Source organism: Yoonia sediminilitoris (assembly GCF_003058085.1).
Lineage (GTDB): Bacteria > Pseudomonadota > Alphaproteobacteria > Rhodobacterales > Rhodobacteraceae > Yoonia > Yoonia sediminilitoris.
Window position 1 is genome coordinate 412,571 of the sequence record NZ_QBUD01000002.1, and the last position, 17,767, is coordinate 430,337.

At 57.2% G+C, this 17,767-nt stretch carries 14 protein-coding genes; 8 read left to right on the forward strand and 6 right to left on the reverse strand.

What is annotated here, in order from left to right; all coding sequences use genetic code 11:
* Positions 1-156: 156 nt before the first annotated feature.
* The 5 genes from C8N45_RS06950 to C8N45_RS06965 all read left to right on the forward strand — a co-directional run bounded on the left by C8N45_RS06950 (position 157) and on the right by C8N45_RS06965 (position 7,541).
* A complete protein-coding gene (locus C8N45_RS06950) occupies positions 157-1,926 on the forward strand; it encodes an autotransporter assembly complex protein TamA (protein ID WP_245882583.1) in 1,770 nt (589 codons plus the stop codon).
* Positions 1,923-6,182: a translocation/assembly module TamB domain-containing protein gene (locus tag C8N45_RS06955; protein WP_108385489.1), complete on the forward strand. Its 4,260-nt coding sequence runs from the start codon at positions 1,923-1,925 to the stop codon at positions 6,180-6,182. The genes C8N45_RS06950 and C8N45_RS06955 overlap by 4 nt, the downstream gene beginning before the upstream one ends.
* Before the next feature lie 274 nt (positions 6,183-6,456).
* Positions 6,457-6,627 carry a hypothetical protein gene (locus tag C8N45_RS23165; protein ID WP_168769419.1) on the forward strand — a complete coding sequence of 57 codons (171 nt, stop codon included), beginning with the start codon at positions 6,457-6,459 and terminating at the stop codon, positions 6,625-6,627.
* Between the two features lie 177 nt (positions 6,628-6,804).
* Complete coding sequence (locus tag C8N45_RS06960) at positions 6,805-7,341, forward strand: hypothetical protein (RefSeq protein ID WP_108385490.1); 537 nt, start codon at positions 6,805-6,807, stop codon at positions 7,339-7,341.
* Entirely contained in the window at positions 7,314-7,541 is a 228-nt protein-coding gene (locus tag C8N45_RS06965; protein WP_108385491.1) for a hypothetical protein, read from the forward strand. Before C8N45_RS06960 ends, C8N45_RS06965 begins: the two co-directional genes overlap by 28 nt.
* Before the next feature lie 7 nt (positions 7,542-7,548).
* Here the strand turns inward: C8N45_RS06965 and C8N45_RS06970 are convergent, their stop codons facing one another.
* From C8N45_RS06970 to C8N45_RS22985, 6 genes are all read right to left on the reverse strand, one after another.
* Positions 7,549-8,556, reverse strand: coding sequence for an oligopeptide/dipeptide ABC transporter ATP-binding protein (locus tag C8N45_RS06970; protein ID WP_108385492.1), 1,008 nt, complete (start codon positions 8,554-8,556; stop codon positions 7,549-7,551).
* Entirely contained in the window at positions 8,556-9,518 is a 963-nt protein-coding gene (locus C8N45_RS06975) for an oligopeptide/dipeptide ABC transporter ATP-binding protein (RefSeq protein WP_108385493.1), read from the reverse strand. Before C8N45_RS06975 ends, C8N45_RS06970 begins: the two co-directional genes overlap by 1 nt.
* A 2-nt stretch (positions 9,519-9,520) precedes the next feature.
* On the reverse strand, positions 9,521-10,447 hold the full coding sequence (locus C8N45_RS06980) for an ABC transporter permease subunit (RefSeq protein ID WP_108385494.1): 927 nt from the start codon (positions 10,445-10,447) through the stop codon (positions 9,521-9,523).
* 9 nt (positions 10,448-10,456) lie between these two features.
* Positions 10,457-11,380 (reverse strand): oligopeptide ABC transporter permease OppB, encoded by a 924-nt coding sequence (oppB, locus tag C8N45_RS06985; protein WP_108385495.1) that lies wholly within the window; start codon positions 11,378-11,380, stop codon positions 10,457-10,459.
* A 69-nt stretch (positions 11,381-11,449) separates the two neighbouring features.
* Entirely contained in the window at positions 11,450-13,084 is a 1,635-nt protein-coding gene (locus tag C8N45_RS06990; protein ID WP_108385496.1) for a peptide ABC transporter substrate-binding protein, read from the reverse strand.
* 410 nt (positions 13,085-13,494) lie between these two features.
* Positions 13,495-14,013: a hypothetical protein gene (locus tag C8N45_RS22985; protein ID WP_133175953.1), complete on the reverse strand. Its 519-nt coding sequence runs from the start codon at positions 14,011-14,013 to the stop codon at positions 13,495-13,497.
* Positions 14,014-14,186: 173 nt separating this feature from the next.
* Here C8N45_RS22985 and C8N45_RS07000 point away from each other — a divergent pair, with 173 nt between their 5' ends.
* From C8N45_RS07000 to C8N45_RS07010, 3 genes are read left to right on the forward strand one after another with little or no spacing between them, the layout of a single operon-like run.
* Entirely contained in the window at positions 14,187-14,789 is a 603-nt protein-coding gene (locus tag C8N45_RS07000) for a contractile injection system cap protein (protein ID WP_258793129.1), read from the forward strand.
* Entirely contained in the window at positions 14,786-15,532 is a 747-nt protein-coding gene (locus tag C8N45_RS07005; RefSeq protein WP_108385499.1) for a hypothetical protein, read from the forward strand. Before C8N45_RS07000 ends, C8N45_RS07005 begins: the two co-directional genes overlap by 4 nt.
* Before the next feature lie 12 nt (positions 15,533-15,544).
* Positions 15,545-17,767, forward strand: a complete 2,223-nt coding sequence (locus C8N45_RS07010; RefSeq protein WP_108385500.1) for a phage tail sheath C-terminal domain-containing protein — start codon at positions 15,545-15,547, stop codon at positions 17,765-17,767.

Genomic DNA, 17,767 nt, shown 5'->3' on the forward strand with positions numbered 1-17,767 from the left:
TCTCGTCTTTCATCCTCACCAGAGTAACTGTACCGTGTATGGGCACCAAACTAAAAATGTTCTATCTCAATGACGACAGAGGGTAGAACCCTACTTGGGTGTTGAACGCTAACACTGCGGGTTCATGAATGAATGACGGTATCAAAGGGGTGATGCGTGCGAATTAAGGTCTTGGTTTCAGTGTTTGCCTTTTCGTGCGCGGGCGCGCTTCAGGCGCAGGATGTCTCTATCAAGACCGATGAGGCATGGAGCGAGCTCAATGCAGCATCCCTGCTGCGCCAGTTGGAAGAAGGCGCGGTGCCGCAAGACTATGTCGCCGCTGCACGTGCGGATTATCGCAGGCTCCTGACAGCTTTGTATGGCGAAGGGTTCTATGGCAGCACGATCTCGATCACCATCGACGGGGTAGAGGCTTCCAGCATCTCTCCGCTTGGGGCGCCATCTGTCATCAGAAAAGTAGTGATCGAGGTTGACGCAGGACCGCGCTTTAAATTTGGTCGACTTGCGATTTCCCCCGTCCCCCAAACATTGGAATTCCCCGAGGAATTTCGACGCGGTCGCACTGCCGAAACCCGCAGGATCAAAGAGGCCGTCTCTCTGAGTTTGGATAGTTGGCGCGATCTTGGTTATCCAAAGGTGACTGTCGCGGAACAACGCATCGTGGCTCGCCATCCCAAGCGCAGGCTGGACGTTGACGTCGCGCTTGATACCGGCCCGCGACTGACCTTTGGGGCGCTGACGCCAAACGGCAACCGGAACGTGCGGGACGAACGGATCGTTCAGATTGCAGGGCTGCCGACGGGCGAAGTCTACTCTCCTCAGGCGTTGGAAATGGCAGAACGTCGCCTGCGCCGCACAGGCGCCTTTGACAGCGTGGCATTGCAGGAAGCGGATGAAATCGGTCCCGGCGACACGCTGCCCATCACGGCACAGGTGGCAGAGGCAAAGTTGCGCCGCATCGGGTTTGGGCTTGAACTGTCCTCGATCGACGGGGTCACGGTGTCGGCTTTTTGGCTGCACCGCAATCTGTTGGGCGGGGCCGAACGCGCACGACTGAACGTCGAAGTTGCCGGGATTGATGGCCAGACAGGTGGAACCGACTACGCCATTCAGGGCCAGTTCACCCGGCCCGCGTCCTTCGGGCCTGACACGGAATATTACTTCAAGGGCGAAATCGCGCGCGAGGATGAACCGAACTATCTGCTGGACAAAATTTCGCTTGAAACGGGATTATCGCGCATCATCAATGATGATCTGACGGTGCAGGCTGGCGTGGGTCTGCTGCGCGCCAGCGAAGAAAGCGAAATTGGCAGTCGCGACTATACGTTGCTGACACTGCCGCTCGAGGCCACGTTGGACCGCAGGAACGATCCGACCAATGCCAGCCAAGGGTACTTTATTGACCTGACTGCCACCCCGTTTGTCAGCGCTGACGGCGAAGTGGCTGGCGCGCGGCTGTTCAGTGACACGCGTGGCTATGTGGAAATCACCGAAAGCCTGACCTTTGGCGCGCGTGCCCAGATTGGCAGCGTGATCGGTGCTGATCTGGATGAAGCACCGGCTGACTTTCTGTTCTACTCCGGCGGCGGCGGGACTGTCCGCGGCCAGCCTTACCAGTCGTTGGGCGTTGATCGTGTGATCAACGGGCAAACCATATCGACAGGGGGCGATTCCTTTGTCGGTACCCAGCTGGAGGCGCGATACGGGATCAATGATGCACTGTCCGTGGTGGGCTTTTATGATGCGGGTTTTGTGGGTGAAACCCAAACGCCGCTAGAAGACGGCGACTGGCACGCGGGCGCGGGTTTCGGGCTGCGCTACAACACTGGAATCGGCCCCATTCGGTTTGACGTAGCGACCCCCGCCAGCGGCGATAATGCCGGCGAAGAAGTACAAGTCTATATCGGAATTGGACAAGCGTTTTGAAACATCTTTTATGCCTGCTAGCCTTGCTGCTGACGCCCTTTGCGGCCTTGGCTCAAAGTCAGGAAGAAGACAAAGGCTACATCACGACCCTGATCGAGGATAATCTTTCGGGTGCGGGCCGCGAGGTCAACATCATCGGTTTCAAAGGCGCGCTGAGTTCCGAAGCGACGATTGACGTTTTGTCGATTGCGGATGCCGAAGGCATCTGGCTCACCCTCGAAGACATCACCCTGATCTGGAGCAGAGCCGCCTTGCTGCGTGGTGCCGTCAGCGTGAAGGAACTCAGCGCACAAAGGATCGTCGTATCGCGTGCCCCAATCTCGGAAAGCACCGCCCCCACCCCCGAGGCGACGCCGTTTTCCCTGCCCGAACTGCCTGTCAGCATCTCGCTTGGCCAGTTGGATATTGCACGGATTGAACTGGGCGAAAGTTTCCTCGGCGAACCTGTGTCAATCAACCTGCAAGGCACGGCCGAACTGAGCGACGGACAGGGGACCGCAAATGTCATCGCGACCCGTTTGGGCAGCAAGCAGGGCGTGTTTGAAATAGACGGCAGTTATGACAATGCCACACGGGTTCTGGGTTTGCTGCTGAATATCGAAGAGGGCGCTGACGGTATCGCCGCGCGCCTGCTGGATCTTCCGGGCAAACCGGCTGTCGGGCTGCGGGTCGAAGGCAATGCGCCGATCAGTGATTTCAGTGCGACCATCGCGGTTGCGACCCAGGGTGAGGACCGGCTGAGCGGCGATTTTGCGCTAAAATCCGATGACCAGACGGGCAGCCTGATCACCTTTGATGTGGGTGGCGACGTGTCCCCGCTATTTGCCCCCGCATACCGGCCTTTCTTTGGCAACGAGGCCCGGCTGTTCGTGTCCGCAAGGCAAGCACCGGACGGAAGTGTTGATGTATCCGATCTGCGCGTGCAGTCACAACGCCTGAACGTGACCGGCGCGGTCCGGGTCGGCCCCGAAGGCTGGCCCGAAACGATTGATCTGACCGGCGGCATCGCACGCAGCGATGTGCCGCTCTTGCTGCCTCTCAGCGGGCCGGAAACACGCATCGCGGGGCTTGATCTGGCGGTCAAATATGACCGCAGAAAGTCCGATGACTGGACGGCTGACATCAGCATTGATGCATTTGACAGGCCCGGTCTGTTTATCGACAGTCTCAACCTCGAAGGCGGCGGCCTACTGCGTGACGGCACTGGCGCAAATGATGGGCTGGTCACGGCGGAACTGAATTATGGCGCACAAGGGCTTCGGCTGGATGATGCGGGCGCTGCGGCCGCGCTGGGCGATGCGATGACCGGCACATTTGCCGCCAATCGCATCGAAGACGGGCCCACCGACATTACTAGCTTCACCCTGACGGGGGCAGGCATTGACGTGAATATTCAAGGATCAATCGCAGGTCCCGCAGATGGGTTTCAAACCGCATTGCGGGGCACGCTGGCTGTCGAGGCTCTGAGCCGTTTTTCCACACTCGTCGGGCGAGAAATCGGGGGGAGCGCCGATCTGGCCGTGCAGGCCACGGCAGCGCCATTGGACGGGCTGTTTGATGTAACGCTCAACGCCAGCACCAATGACCTGACGGTCGGTATTCCACAGGCTGATGCGATCCTGGCTGGTCGCGGCACCGTTGCGGCAAATGCGGTACGTGACACCGCAGGCACGCGGCTTGAGGATTTGCGCGTGCGCACGTCAGCCGCCGAGATCACAGGACGGGCTGACCTGACAAGCGATGGCAGTTCGGCCGAATTCACAACCCGCCTGAACGACCTGCAATTGGTCGTGCCAGAACTCAGCGGTCCGGCCAGCCTACGCGGCACGGTTGACAGGTCCGCCAAAGGGGTCATTGATTTTGATCTGTCTGGCATTGGCCCAAGGGCCAGCCTGTCCGCGAAAGGCACCGTAAACCCGGCCGAAAACGGGCAAACGGTGAACGCGGCAGTCGTTGCGGATGTGAGCGACCTGAGGGCCTATGCCGCGCTGATCGGCCAACCGCTTGCCGGTGCAGCCAAACTGGATGTCAGCGGCGTCCTGCTGACCAATGGCCTGCGTTTTGATCTCGATGTGCGCGCCGATACACAAGACATCGTCACCGGCATCGCGCGGCTTGATCCCTTCCTTGCGGGCGCAGGCACGCTGACAGCCGAAGTCAGCCGCCCGAACGCCACCGATATCACCTTGTCCGGACTGGACCTTGTGACCCCCGCATTCAGCTTGCGCGGCGATGCAAGAGTTGCCGGAACAGACCCGCAATCTGCTGATATCAGCCTGCGGATCAACGATGCGCAAATGATCGACCCAAGCCTGCGCGGCCCTGTCATTGCGACGATCAAGGCGAACCCCACTGGCAGCGACGATCTGAAAGTAGATGTCGCAGCCAACGGCCCCGGCATTGATCTGAACGTGGATGCGACAATTGACAGGCCCAGCAATGAAATCACCGGGTCAGTGCAGGCCGGGGTCGAGAATCTCGGGGCATATCAGTTGCTGATCGGGCAACCTGTGGCCGGTGCCGTCAGTCTGGACGCCAGCGGGTCATTTTTGCCAGACCTGTCGCGCTTTGACAGCGACATCGCACTGCGCACACAAAACCTGCAAATCGGCAATCCGACCGTCGATACGCTGTTGCGCGGGTCGGGCCGGGTCGACGCGACGCTTGACTTTGCGAACGGCAGGCTGTCGGTCGAGAGCCTTCAGGCCTCAACCGGCGAAGTCACCCTGTCAGCCAATCTGGATGGCAGCGAAAATGGAACCGGCCGCGGTCGGTTTTACGCCCAGCTGCGGGATGCCAGCATTCTGACAGATCAAATCAGCGGCCCGGTAACTGTAGAGGGCACCGCTGCACTGGGTGCGAATGGAGCGTGGGATATCGACGTCAACGGGTCAGGCTCTGGCGGGTTGGCCGCGCGGGTTGACGGTCAGGTGCAACCGGGCGGGCAGCTTAATCTGCGGGTGACAGGTGCGGCGCCGCTGGCACTGGCAAACAAGGCGCTGGAACCACAACGACTCAGCGGCACCGCCAACATTGATCTGTCGGTCAATGGATCGCCGGGGCTGGACGCTCTGGGGGGGCAGATCACGATCGAAGGCGGTCGATTGGCAGCGCCGACGCTGGCGCAGGCTTTCACCGACATTGGCGGGCAGATCGGGTTCAGCGGCAGTCGGGCATTGATCAATATCGGCGCAAATGTCGAAGCAGGCGGGCGGGTGACCGTCACCGGCCCAGTTGATCTGGAAGGACCAAACACTGCCGATATCACGGTAACCTTGCGGAATGTGGTGCTTCAAGACCCTGAACTCTATACAACATCCGTGGATGGCACTGTCCGCGTTACGGGGCCGGTAACAGGTGGCGCACGCGTCGTTGGTCGCCTTGAACTGGGGCAAACGGACGTCCGTGTGCCATCATCCAGTATCAGTACGCTGGGCGAACTGCCGGATGTACGTCATATCAACCCCAGTGGGGCGGTCGTGCAGACTTTGACCCGCGCGGGTGCGACCGTCAGTGGCGCGACCCCTCCCTCTGATGCAGATGCAGGACCCCAACGGCCCGGTTTTCCGCTTGATATCGTGATTGATGCCCCTTCGCGTATATTCATTCGCGGTCGCGGTCTGGATGCCGAACTGGGCGGGCGGCTGACAATTGGTGGTACAAGCAATGATGTCCGGCCCGTGGGCAGGTTCAACCTGCTGCGAGGACGGATCGATATCCTGCAACAACGGTTTGATCTGACGGAAGGGTCGGCCACTTTGCAGGGGGATTTCATCCCCTTTATCCGGCTGGTCGCCACAACCCAGACCGACAACGGGACCACCATCAATATTATCGTGGAAGGACCCGCCGGTCAGCCAGAGGTGCGGTTTGAATCAGTGCCCGAGCTGCCACAGGACGAGGTCCTGTCGCAGCTGATCTTCGGACGCGACATCCAAAGCATCAGCCCTTTGCAGGCGGTGCAGCTTGCCTCGGCGATCAGCACGCTTGCGGGCAATGGCGGCGGCGCAGTTGACAGGTTGCGACAGGGAATCGGACTGGATGATTTTGACGTCACCACAGCCGAGGACGGCACCGCTGCCGTGCGCGCTGGCAAATACCTGTCCGAAAACGTCTATACCGATGTGACAGTTACCAGCGAGGGCGAAACCGAAATCAACCTTAATCTGGACATCACAAACGAGGTCACGGCCAAGGGCAGCGTCGATCAGGAGGGCGAAACCAGCGTCGGTATTTTCTTTGAAAGAGACTATTAGGGTCAGGACCCATTAATCGCCGGTTTGTGAGATTTTTCAGCGCCGAAGGTGTACTTTTTTGGTTTCAGGGCCGTCTGGGGGCATTTCATCAGAGTGCCCCAAAGAAATACCTATCTTTCGCCCTCTTCATCTGGCTTTTATCCGGTGTTTAGGGGGTTTGGTGTAACCCGACCCGCATGTTGAGGATGCTTGCGCGACCTTGTGAGTATGAAGGAAAGACGAGATGGCAGACGTAAACGGCAGTGATTGAACGGGTGGTGTCAATCAGGACGCCATGAATGAATTCACCGGCGCCATCTTCTGGTACGAATGGATCGAACTGTCCGGCACCAGCACGTCGAATTTGACTGAGGCTGGCTTTGATACCGCAGACGGCAGCTTCAGCGACCCCAATCAGGTCATTTACAATGCGGGTTCCAGCGGTTCACTGAATATTGCGGCCTGATCGGGGGCATTGGGGAACAGCAGCGATGACTTCGCCGTGCGGATTTCAACGACACTCACTTTTGATTGCGCTGGGACCTAACACATTCAACCTCAACTCCGACGACGGGTCGATCATCTATGTAGATCGGGTCCCGGTCGTCAACTACGATGGGCTATCCCGCTTGAGCTTGCCAATGTGCAGGCAAATACCGGTGATGATTCCGACACGATCCGGATCAGCGCGGGCCTTGATACCATCTCGGGCGGGGATGGGGCCGATACGTTTGATGCTTTTTCGGACAACGATTCACTGGAAGATGAAACGATTACCGTTACCGTTGATGCGGTCGGTGACGGCAGCACCGCCAAAACGGGCGACGGAAATACCGATAGCGTCGACAGTATCGAAACCTTTATTGCCGATGAAGCGAGCGCCGAAGCAGACAGCATTTCGCTGACCGAAGCCGGGCATCAGGCTGTCGACATCTCCGGCATTGATGACACCGCAACTGGCACTTTCACCCCATCCGGCGGCGCCCCGTTTGCATTTGGTGGGGTCGGCAAACCGACATTCAGCACATTGCTGAATGGCACAAGTGGGATTCCCGGAGTCGGTCAAAAAGGTTTTTCCAGATTGATGGCGGGGGCGAAACCGGTCAGGTCGGCGGTATCAGCTTTGAGAATTTCGAGAATATCGACTTCTCTGTGGTCTGTTTTGCGGATGGCACACTGATCAAGATCCGCGATGGGTTGCGCCCGGTCGAGGCGTCAAAGGCGCTAAGGGCGCAAGCCAAGCAGGAAATCGAAGCAGTCTTTGGCGCGGTCCCCTATCCGGATCGCCCTTTGGCCCGCCTGACGCCCAAAGGCAAGAAAGCCAGACATCTGGTCAACCGCCACGTCAAGAATGCAAAGGCGCTTTATTCCAACATCTGAGACTGCATCAGCCCGTGACAGCCAGCAGCTTTTCCGGCGCATGGAAGGGGCAGGCGACCTGATGACCGTCGCCCAGATCTTCCAGCACAGGCTTGGCCTGCGCACAGGTCGCTTGCGCCTTTGGGCAACGGGTACGAAATACACAGCCCGAGGGCGGTGCCAGAGGTGAGGGCAATTCGCCTTCGAGAATGGGTCGCAGGCGGGCCCGTTCCAACACCGGGTCGGGAATGGGGACCGACGCAATCAGCGCCTGTGCATAGGGATGTTCAGGGATGGTGGTCAGGGTCTTGCTGTCCGCCATTTCCATCACCCGGCCCAGATACATTACCAAGGTCCGGTCACTGATATGTTTGACCACGCTCAGATCATGGGCGATAAAAATCATCGAAAGCCCCATGTCGCGCCGCAATTCCATCAGCAGGTTGATGACTTGCGCTTGCACGGACACATCCAGCGCCGATACGGGTTCATCACAAATGATCAGCTTGGGTTGCAGGATCAGTGCCCGCGCGATGCCGATGCGCTGGCATTGGCCCCCCGAAAATTCATGCGGATAGCGATTCATCAGATTGGGCAGCAACCCGACCCTTTCCATAAGTGCCCCCACGCGGGCTTTCACGTCTTTGCGCGGCGTGCCGGGTTCATGGGTGATCAGCGGCTCTGCGATAATTTCGCCCACGGTCATGCGCGGATTCAGCGCGGCCAATGGGTCCTGAAAAATCATCTGCACATCGCGCCGGTGAACCCTGCGTTCGCGGGGCTCCATATTTGCAAGATCCGCCCCGTCGAACATGATGTTCCCGCCCGACGACGGGATCGTGCCGACAATCGCACGCGCAAGCGTCGATTTGCCAGAGCCGGATTCCCCGACGACACCAAGACATTCGCCCGGCGAGAGCTCGAACGATACTTCGGAGACCGCATGCAGCTTGCGCGGCGGGGTCCACGGCCACGCACCGGGACGGCGGACATCAAATGTGACCGACAGGTTACGAACAGACAGAATGGAAGACATCAGGCGACCTCTGACACTGGCAAATGGCAGGCACGGCGCCGGTCACCGGCGACCTGAAGCGGCGGGCGTTCACTGCGGCAATTTTCAAGCACTTGCGCGCAGCGGGGCGAAAACGGACAGCCCTCAGGCAAACGCGACATGTCTGGCGGTTCGCCCGCGATGGTGGCCAATTCGCCTTCATCCCGGTCAAGGCGCGGCACCGCTTTCAGCAATCCGGTGGTATAAGGGTGCGACGGGGTGGCAAAAACATCGTCCGTTTGTCCCTCTTCCATGATCTGGCCACCATACATCACCAACGTGCGATCGCAGAAGCCCGCGACAACGCCAAGGTCATGGGTAATCAGGATAATGGCGGTCCCGAAATCCTGCCGGATGTCCGACAGCACCTGCATGATCTGCGCTTGCACCGTCACATCCAGCGCAGTCGTGGGTTCATCGGCGATCAGCAGTCGCGGTTGACAGAGCAGCGACATGGCAATCATGATCCGTTGGCGCATGCCGCCGGAAAATTCATGCGGGTACATGGTGATCCGCGCCCGCGCGTCGGGAATACGGACCGCATCCAGCATCCGCGCCGCCTCTGTCACCGCGTCTGATTTGCTTAGGCCCTTATGCAGCGTCAGGACTTCGGCCATCTGGTCACTGATCCGCATATAGGGGTTCAACGACGTCATCGGGTCCTGAAAGATCATCGCGATGTCCTGACTGCGGACCTTGTTCAGGGCCTTCTGGTTCATCGCCAGCAGATCCTGCCCGTCGAATTTCGCAATCCCTGTCGCCCGTCCGTTGCGGGCCAGCAGGCCCATCGCGGCAAAGGCAGTCTGGCTTTTGCCCGACCCGGATTCACCCACGATGGCAAGAGTTTCGCCCTTGTCGATGCCAAAGCTGACCCCGTTCACCGCATTCACGTCGCCGTCGACCGTGCTGAAGATCACCCGCAGGTCGTCAATTTCCAAAAGCATATTCAGCGGTCCTTGGGGTCAAGAGCGTCACGCAATCCGTCGCCCACAAAGAAGAAGGCAAAGATTGTCAGCACGAAAAACAAAAGCGGAAAGTAAAGTTGCCACATCACACCGTAGGCCATGTTTGATGCCCCTTCCGAGATCAGCGCACCAAGAGATGTGTTGGGTTCCTGCACGCCCAACCCCAGAAAGCTGATGAAGCTTTCATAGATGATCAGCGAGGGTACCAGCAGGGTCGCATAAACAACCACAATGCCCAGCAGATTGGGGATGATGTGGCGCAGGATTATCCGAAAAGGCGACACCCCGATAGCATGGGCAACCTCGACGAATTCCTTGTTCTTGATGGTCAGGGTCTGCCCACGCGCGATCCGCGCCATATCGAGCCAGGAAATCAGTCCAATGCCCAGAAACAGCATGAAAATCGACCGCCCGAAGATGACCAGCATCAGGATCAGCACGAACATGAAGGGAATAGACATCAGCACATCGACGATCCGCATCATAATTCCATCAACGCGGCCACCGTGATAGCCCGCAATGGCCCCGTAAAGCGTGCCCACCATAACAGCCACGAACGCGCCGACCATGCCAACCATCAACGAAATGCCCGTCCCCTGTACCACCCGTGCGAATAGATCGCGCCCCGACGAGTCCGTGCCAAAATAGTGCCCCGTTTCAATCGACGGCACCCCCTGATAGGCATTCGCCCCCATCAGCGTAAAATCAACCGTATCGCGTTCATATTGGGCGATGAACTGGCCAAACAGGGCAAAGGCGCCAATCAGGATCAGCACAATCAGTGACACCACCGCCGCCTTGTTCTTGAAAAACCGGGTACGCGCATCCGACCAAAGCGACCGCCCTTGTACGGCAGCGATTTCTGCCGCCTCGCCCACGGATTTGACGCGTGCTGCGTTGGGTAACATCGTGGCCTCCTAATAGCGGATTTTCGGGTCGATCCATGCGTAGAGCACGTCGACCAGCAGGTTGAAAAGGATCGTCAGCGCACCCACCAGAATGGTGATCCCCATGATGACGGAATAGTCCCGGTTGAAGGCAGAGTTCACAAAGAACTGCCCGATACCACCGGTGGAAAAGAAGATGTCGATCACCACCGATCCGGTGATCATGGCCACGAATGTCGGCCCCAGATAGGACAGCACCGGCAGGATCGCAGGCTTCATCGCGTGCCGCCAGATAATGCGGCGCATCGGCAGCCCTTTGGCACGGGCGGTGCGGATGAAGTTGGTGTTCAGCACCTCAAGCATGGATGATCGGGTGATCCGGGCAATCGAGGCCATGTAGGACGTGGAAAGTGCGATGACCGGCATCACCAGATATTCCCATTGCCCGCCGTTCCAGCCGCCGCCCGGCAGCCAGCCAAGCCATAAGGTGAACAACAGCAGCAGGATTGGGGCCATGACGAAATTGGGCAAGACCTGCGCACCAACCGTGATGCCGACCGCCAGATAATCCAGCCAGCTGTTCTGGCGAACCGCGGCGGCAATGCCCAGCGACACTCCGACAACAACCGCGACGGCGAAGGACCAGAACCCATAGGTCAGCGTGACCGGAAAGCCCTGCGCGATGATGTCGTTCACGCTGCGGTCTTTATACTGAAAGGACGGCCCGAAATCGAAGGCCGTCACGACCCGCCAGACATAATTGACGATCTGTTGCCAAAAGGGCTGATCCAACCCGTACTTCGCCTCGATGTTCGCCAGCACTTCGGGCGGAAGCGGGCGCTCTGAATTGAACGGCCCTCCGGGGGCCGCATACATCAGCACGAACGAAAGAATGACCAGTATCAACAGGGTCGGGATAGCCACGGCAAGGCGGCGAACGACAAAGCTTAGCATGTGTCAGGATTCCACTGGGGGATAGCAGATTGCAGCACGCCCCGGTGTCAGGGCGTGCTGCGCAAGCGGTTACTCGGCGACGATATAAAGGTCTTTGGAGTACCATTTTTGCTGGAAGTTGTTGTAGGGCCAGCCTTCGACCGCGTCAGACAACATTTTCGCAGCCGCGTAGTGGTAGATCGGGATGATTGGAACATCCTCGCTGATGATCTGTTCAACCTGGGTATAGGCGGCCTGCGGGTCGGCGGCAGTCTTTGCCTCGGCCAGCAGCGCATCAACCTCTGGGTTGTTGTACTTCGCATCGTTGTAGCCTGATCCTGAATCCATCAGGTCAAGGAATGTCGATGCCTCGTTATAATCGGCACACCAGCCCGCGCGGGCGATTTCATAGTCCTGATTGCCGCGTGTTTCCAGAAACGTCTGCCATTCCTGATTGGCCAGTTCGGTTTCGACACCCAGCGTCTGTTTCCACATCTGGCTGATCGCGATGGCTACGGATTTGTGCGAATCCGAGGTGTTGTAAATCAGTTTCAGCGACAGCGGGTTGTCGGACCCATACCCCGCCTCTGCAATCAGCTCTTTGGCGGCAGCATCACGCGCAGCCTGATCCATCGCGGCAATGGGTGTTTCAGGCGTTTCAAAACCCGCAGTTGCCCAGTGGGTGAAAGTGTATGCGGCCTTCTGGCCACCGGCCAGCACGTTATCCACGATCACATCACGGTTCACCGCCAGCGAAAGCGCCTGACGCACTTTGGGGTCAAGCAAGGCAGGGTTCGTCGTGTCGGTCAGGTTGATCGTATAGTAGTAGGAACAAGCCTGCGGAACCGACATGATATCATCCGGGTATTCCTGCGCGAGGCGCGGGAACTGACCAGCGGGAACTTCTGTCCGGTCCAACTCGCCCGCAAGGAAACGTGTCAGAGCCACGTTTTCATCGGGAATAATCAGCGAAACGGTTTTGTCGATGATGGTGTTTTCATTGTCCCAGTACATCTCGTTGCGTTCGCGAACCAGACGCTCCTGCGGGACATGTTCGGTCAGCACATAGGCCCCATTCGATACCATATTGCCGGGCTTGGTCCACTCATCACCAAATTCCTCGATCGTGGCTTGTGGCACGGGGAACAGGGTGTAGTGTGTTGTCATGTCCGGAAAATATGGCAACGGCTGGGTCAATGTGATTTCAAGTGTCGTGTCGTCAATCGCTTTGATGCCCAACTCTGACGGGTCCATATCGCCTGCAATCACTTCGGACGCATTCGCGACCGTTGTCAGTTCGATGTACCAGCTATAGGGCGACGCTGTGGCCGGGTCGGCGGCACGCTTCCAGCCATATTCAAAGTCACCAGCGGTGACGGGTTCACCGTTCGACCATTTGGCGTTGTCGCGCAGCGTGAACGTATAAACGAGGTTATCATCGCTGACGGTATAGCCAGTCGCTACTGCCGGGATCAGATTGCCCTCGGCATCCTGGCCCATCAGACCTTCAAACAGATCACGGATGATATCGCCGCCGGCGGTATCTTCTGCCTTGCCGGGGTCAATCGACGGACTTTCGTCAAGATCACGATAGGTGAACACCTGTTCAGAGGCGAGCGTTTCACCCGTTTCGGGGTGCGTGGCATGACCGTCTGCATAAACGGCACCGCCTGCGGTGATGAGCATGGCCGCGGTGGTCGCCATGAGGTTTGTTTTGATTGTCATTGATATCTCCCTGTTCGGATTGCGCCGTTATTCGGCGCCTTGTTGAATATTGCGCGCGCAAACGCGGCGCGCAGATGGGATTATCTTTTGACGGGATCAACGAAATGGCAAGGTGATTTAATGCTTGACGGTGGTCCCATACTATCTGGTGTGGTTAGACAGGGTGTGACGCAAGATATGTACATACGTTCGTCTGCTAAAGGTATTTTACGAATGTGATGCAGCTGATCAACGGGTCAAGGACTTGGAGATCCATGCACGACGCGGGACTCATCTTGGGATGACGCTGCGTAAGATTGAAAGATCAACGCCAAGACGGACCTTGCGATGGCAACAGGCGATGGACTGTCGGAAGCGCTACGCCTGCTGCTGGCGGAAGATCGGCGCATGTTGGAAACGCGCCTCTGGTTTCAATGGTCTGATCCGCTTCTGGCTGGTCCGGCAACCGATGTTACGTCGCATCCTTGACGACCTGTCAAAAAGGGGCCGAAGCGTTCATTGATCACACGATCGCACCGGACAAATATCAATCTGTCGTTTCGGATTTTGGCTATACTCCTGTCAATGGACGATACAAACATCACACCGTTGAAGACGCTTAATTTTTCCCCAATGTTGGCCAAAATGATTCGCGCATCACACGTGGTTTTGACACTCTTGAGGCCGACCATCACGCGATAGACGGCCATACCAATGCCTTTATCGCAGGCGCAAACGCTGTGCTGTCTGCCGCTGGAAATCGGGCAAGATTGCACGATGAAACAGGCGCGTTCCTCATCCACCTTGAGTGGCTCAAAGGCCTTCTGAACCTGCATTTGGTGGACGAGGACGAACTTGTCGCAACCGTCATCTTGAAGTTCGGCTCTGACGGGTCCGGCCAAGCTTTGCCAATACAAAAAATTGACCCAGCGTAACGCGAAGCTTGCCAAGTTGCTGCGACTTATGGTTGTCTTGTCGTGGGGGCTAACTTTTCACTCATGGATTTTCACTCCACCCCATCCAAGATTCTGAGGATTCCGCTTTTGCGGTCCAAACTGTTTTCGGGGGGTTGTTTTGCCCACTTATGCGCCAGCCCTTCAGGGGCACTCTAACCTATTGTCTGATGGTTTTTGTTTTGATTGATCAGGTGCTTACACTCGTGGCGGCGAAATTGAACGGACATTTGTCCAGTCGGTACGGCGCAACAGATGACATCGCTGTCGTGACGCCCATCACTGACGGTGACGGTAAGATTGCGGACAATGCCCGCAACCGGCTTGCGCTGTTCGTGACCAATATCAGCGAAGACGCAATGCCGCGCAAAGGGAGCTCCAGGGGAGTGTCTGCGCTGGGTCAGGTTGTCGTGGCCGCGCCACTGCATCTTGATGTCTTCGTCATGCTGGCCGCAGTTTATGATCCCAAGACTTATACTGAAGGGCTCAAGGTGCTGTCGGCCGCACTGACCTACTTCCAGACTTTTCCGGTCATGACCCCGCAAAACACACCCAACCTGCCCCGCCAGGTCAAGCAACTGACGATCGAGATCAGCAACCTGCGCATGGAAGAAGTCAGCCAGATGTGGGGCAACCTTGGCGGCAGCTATGTGCCGTCGGTCATGTTCAAGATCCGCACCGTCAGCCTGACGTCCGATGCCGTTATCAAGATCGACCCAACAATTCACGAGCCTGTCGCGTCTGCCACACCAAAAGAGGAGCCTGCGTCATGAGTTTTCATATTGCTCTCTCTCTTCGGATCACACACGACTACTGGAGCGACGAAGCCCCGCCGCTGCGGATTGTTCCCCATAGCCCTACCGCTTTTGCCAGCATCGGCCTGCTTGCCAAACCGGCAACCGCGCGTCTGGATGTGGTTGCCGAAACCAAATACCTTGAAGAGCCCGTGACCGTCACGCTGGCTGTAATCGCCGATGAGGGCGAAGTGGCCCAGCTTACCAGCGGCGCGGACTGGACAACCTGCCCACGTGCCGACCTGACATCCGACACAGCCAGCACCACGGCAGTCTTGTCCGATATCGTCACCAATGGGGAAGTGCCACGCGCCCCGGGCGATCCGCTTTTCCTGATCGATGTCAGTCTTCCGGCGACCGGCCAGCGCGACGTTGACCTGCATTGCCCGTCGGTGGCGGCGATCTGGGCCTATCACATCATCGGAAAATCTGTGGATGCACCACTTCAGATTACCGACCAGAAGGCGCAGGTCAATTTTGAGGACGCTGGCCAGACCGCCTTGCCCAATGGAACGCCAGCGCGTGTCTTGCGCTCGACCCAGCCGATTGCCCTGCAACGCCGCGCAGATACGCGCTTTGCGCTGGAGCAGACGCAGGAACCTCCATTCGACCCCATTACCCTTGTGCCCGTGTTGCCCGCAGCCGGGACCAATCTACGGCCCATTCCCGGTGGGTCGCCCGATACGACAATGCAATCCGATATTTTCGTCAGCCTCTGGTAAAGGAGAACCCTCATGGTCATGAAGACCCCCGGCGTCTACATCGTCGAAAAAAGCGCATTCCCGAATTCGGTCGTGCAGGTCGCGACGGCGGTTCCCGCCTTTATCGGCTATACAGAAAAAGCTGAAAATGGTGATGTATCCCTGTTTGACACGCCATTTCGGATCACCTCTTTTTCCGAATATATAAATTATTTCGGGGGTGCTCCCAAACCTATCTACAAGCTGGTCGAATTCGTTGAGGACAAGGTTGCAAAGCCAACCAAACCATTGTCCGAAGATGGCGCCGCCGCAAAGGACAGGCTGCCACGCGCGATATTCAACGCGGGGGACAAGAAATACGAACTGGTCCAGACAAATCCGGCGTTCTGTCTGTTTGGCGCCATGCGGTTGTTTTTTCAAAACGGCGGCGGCGCATGCTACGTCACGTCCATTGGGCCCTACAAAATCGACAATGATCCGGCTGAAATCGAAAAGGGCAAACCCAAAAAAATCGACAATGCCATGGACGCCGAAAAGATGCTGGCAGCACTGACCCGGCTTCAGAAAGAGCCTGAACCTACCATGGTGGTCATCCCCGAGACCACACGCCTGGCGCGCCAAAACGCCGTCAAGGTACAGCAGGCCATGCTCAAGCATTGCGGAAACGACATGAAGAATCGTTTTGCAATTCTGGACATTTTCGCGGGCCATCTGGACCAGAAAGATCCCATGGGGGATCCGGTCGCGACTTTTCGTAATGACGTCGGGATCAATAACCTTGATTTCGGTGCAGCCTATTATCCGTGGATGCACACCTCAATATTTCAGACCCGCGATTTCAGTTACGAGAATGTCGATGGCGAAAGCCATAAACTGATGATTGCGAAACTCTTGGAATCGGTGAAACGCGACAAAGCACTTGCACCTGAAATCAACCGTATCAGCGTCGCAAAAGTGACAGGCGATTTCACGATTTCAGTGCCCTTCAAAGAAGCCGTCTTAGTAACGTCACATGACATCACAGCTGAAGACGATGTGAGCAAAAAAGCAGGGCTCACTTTTGAGGTTAAAAATGTCACTGGCGGGACAATTTCACCCATGACCTTCACAGGTGAAGACTTGGGCGACGAAGACACTGAAAGTAAGGTCAGCTTTACGCATGATGGAGAAAGTCCTGATGGCAGGGTCGAACTGATCGTAAAGGATGAAGCCGGATATCAGACTGATTTGATCAAAATCAAAGTGGAACTGATTGGCCAAATCATCAAGACACAGCCAGCCGCAGAAGCAGGCGAGAAAGCCGTCATCCCCACTGATCCTGTCTTATGCACGATCCATATGGAAGGGGCAGATGTAAAAACCTTGTCGCTGCTTGACGGTGATGATCCGGTCATGGAACGTGTGATTGATGGGGTCGGCAACTGGAAAGCAGACCCAAAAGGAACAATCACCTTCACGCCTTCGCCTGACTTCGAAGGACCAGAGGCAAAGATCAAGTATCAGATCGATGTGACAGAAGGTGAAGTGACAACGACCAAATCCGAGACTCTCCGCGTCTTGGTCGACGGCATGACACCTATTGTTTCCCAAGGTCCATCCCCGGCAACCATCGACAAGACGCTACGCTCGCTTGTGCCGCTGTACGGCGTCATGATGGATACAATTACCAAACGCGAAAACTGCATGCCACCGGCGGCCGGTATGGCCGGGCTTTATACGATGGTGGATAACAGTCGTGGCGTTTGGAAAGCTCCTGCAAACATCAGCGTGAATTCGGTGGTTGGGCCAACGGTCAATATCGACCACGCCGAACAAGAGAACCTGAACGTCTCGACAACCGGCAAATCCATCAACGCGATCCGGCCCTTTGTCGGTGAAGGCACGCTTGTCTGGGGTGCGCGCACGCTGGACGGCAACAGCCTTGACTGGCGCTACATCAACGTCCGCCGCACCATGATCATGATGGAGGAATCCATCAGGCTGGCATCCAAAGCTTATGTGTTCGAGCCTAACACGGCGAACACATGGGTCACGATGAAGTCGATGATCGAAAACTTCCTGACATCCATCTGGAAGCAAGGCGGTCTTGCCGGTGCCGTGCCAGAGGATGCGTTCAGTGTGCATGTGGGATTGGGCGATACCATGACCGCTGTCGATATTCTCGAAGGCATTCTGCGGATCACCGTTCTGGTGGCTGTCGTACGCCCCGCAGAATTCATCGAAATCACATTCCAGCAGCAGATGCAAAAGTCATAA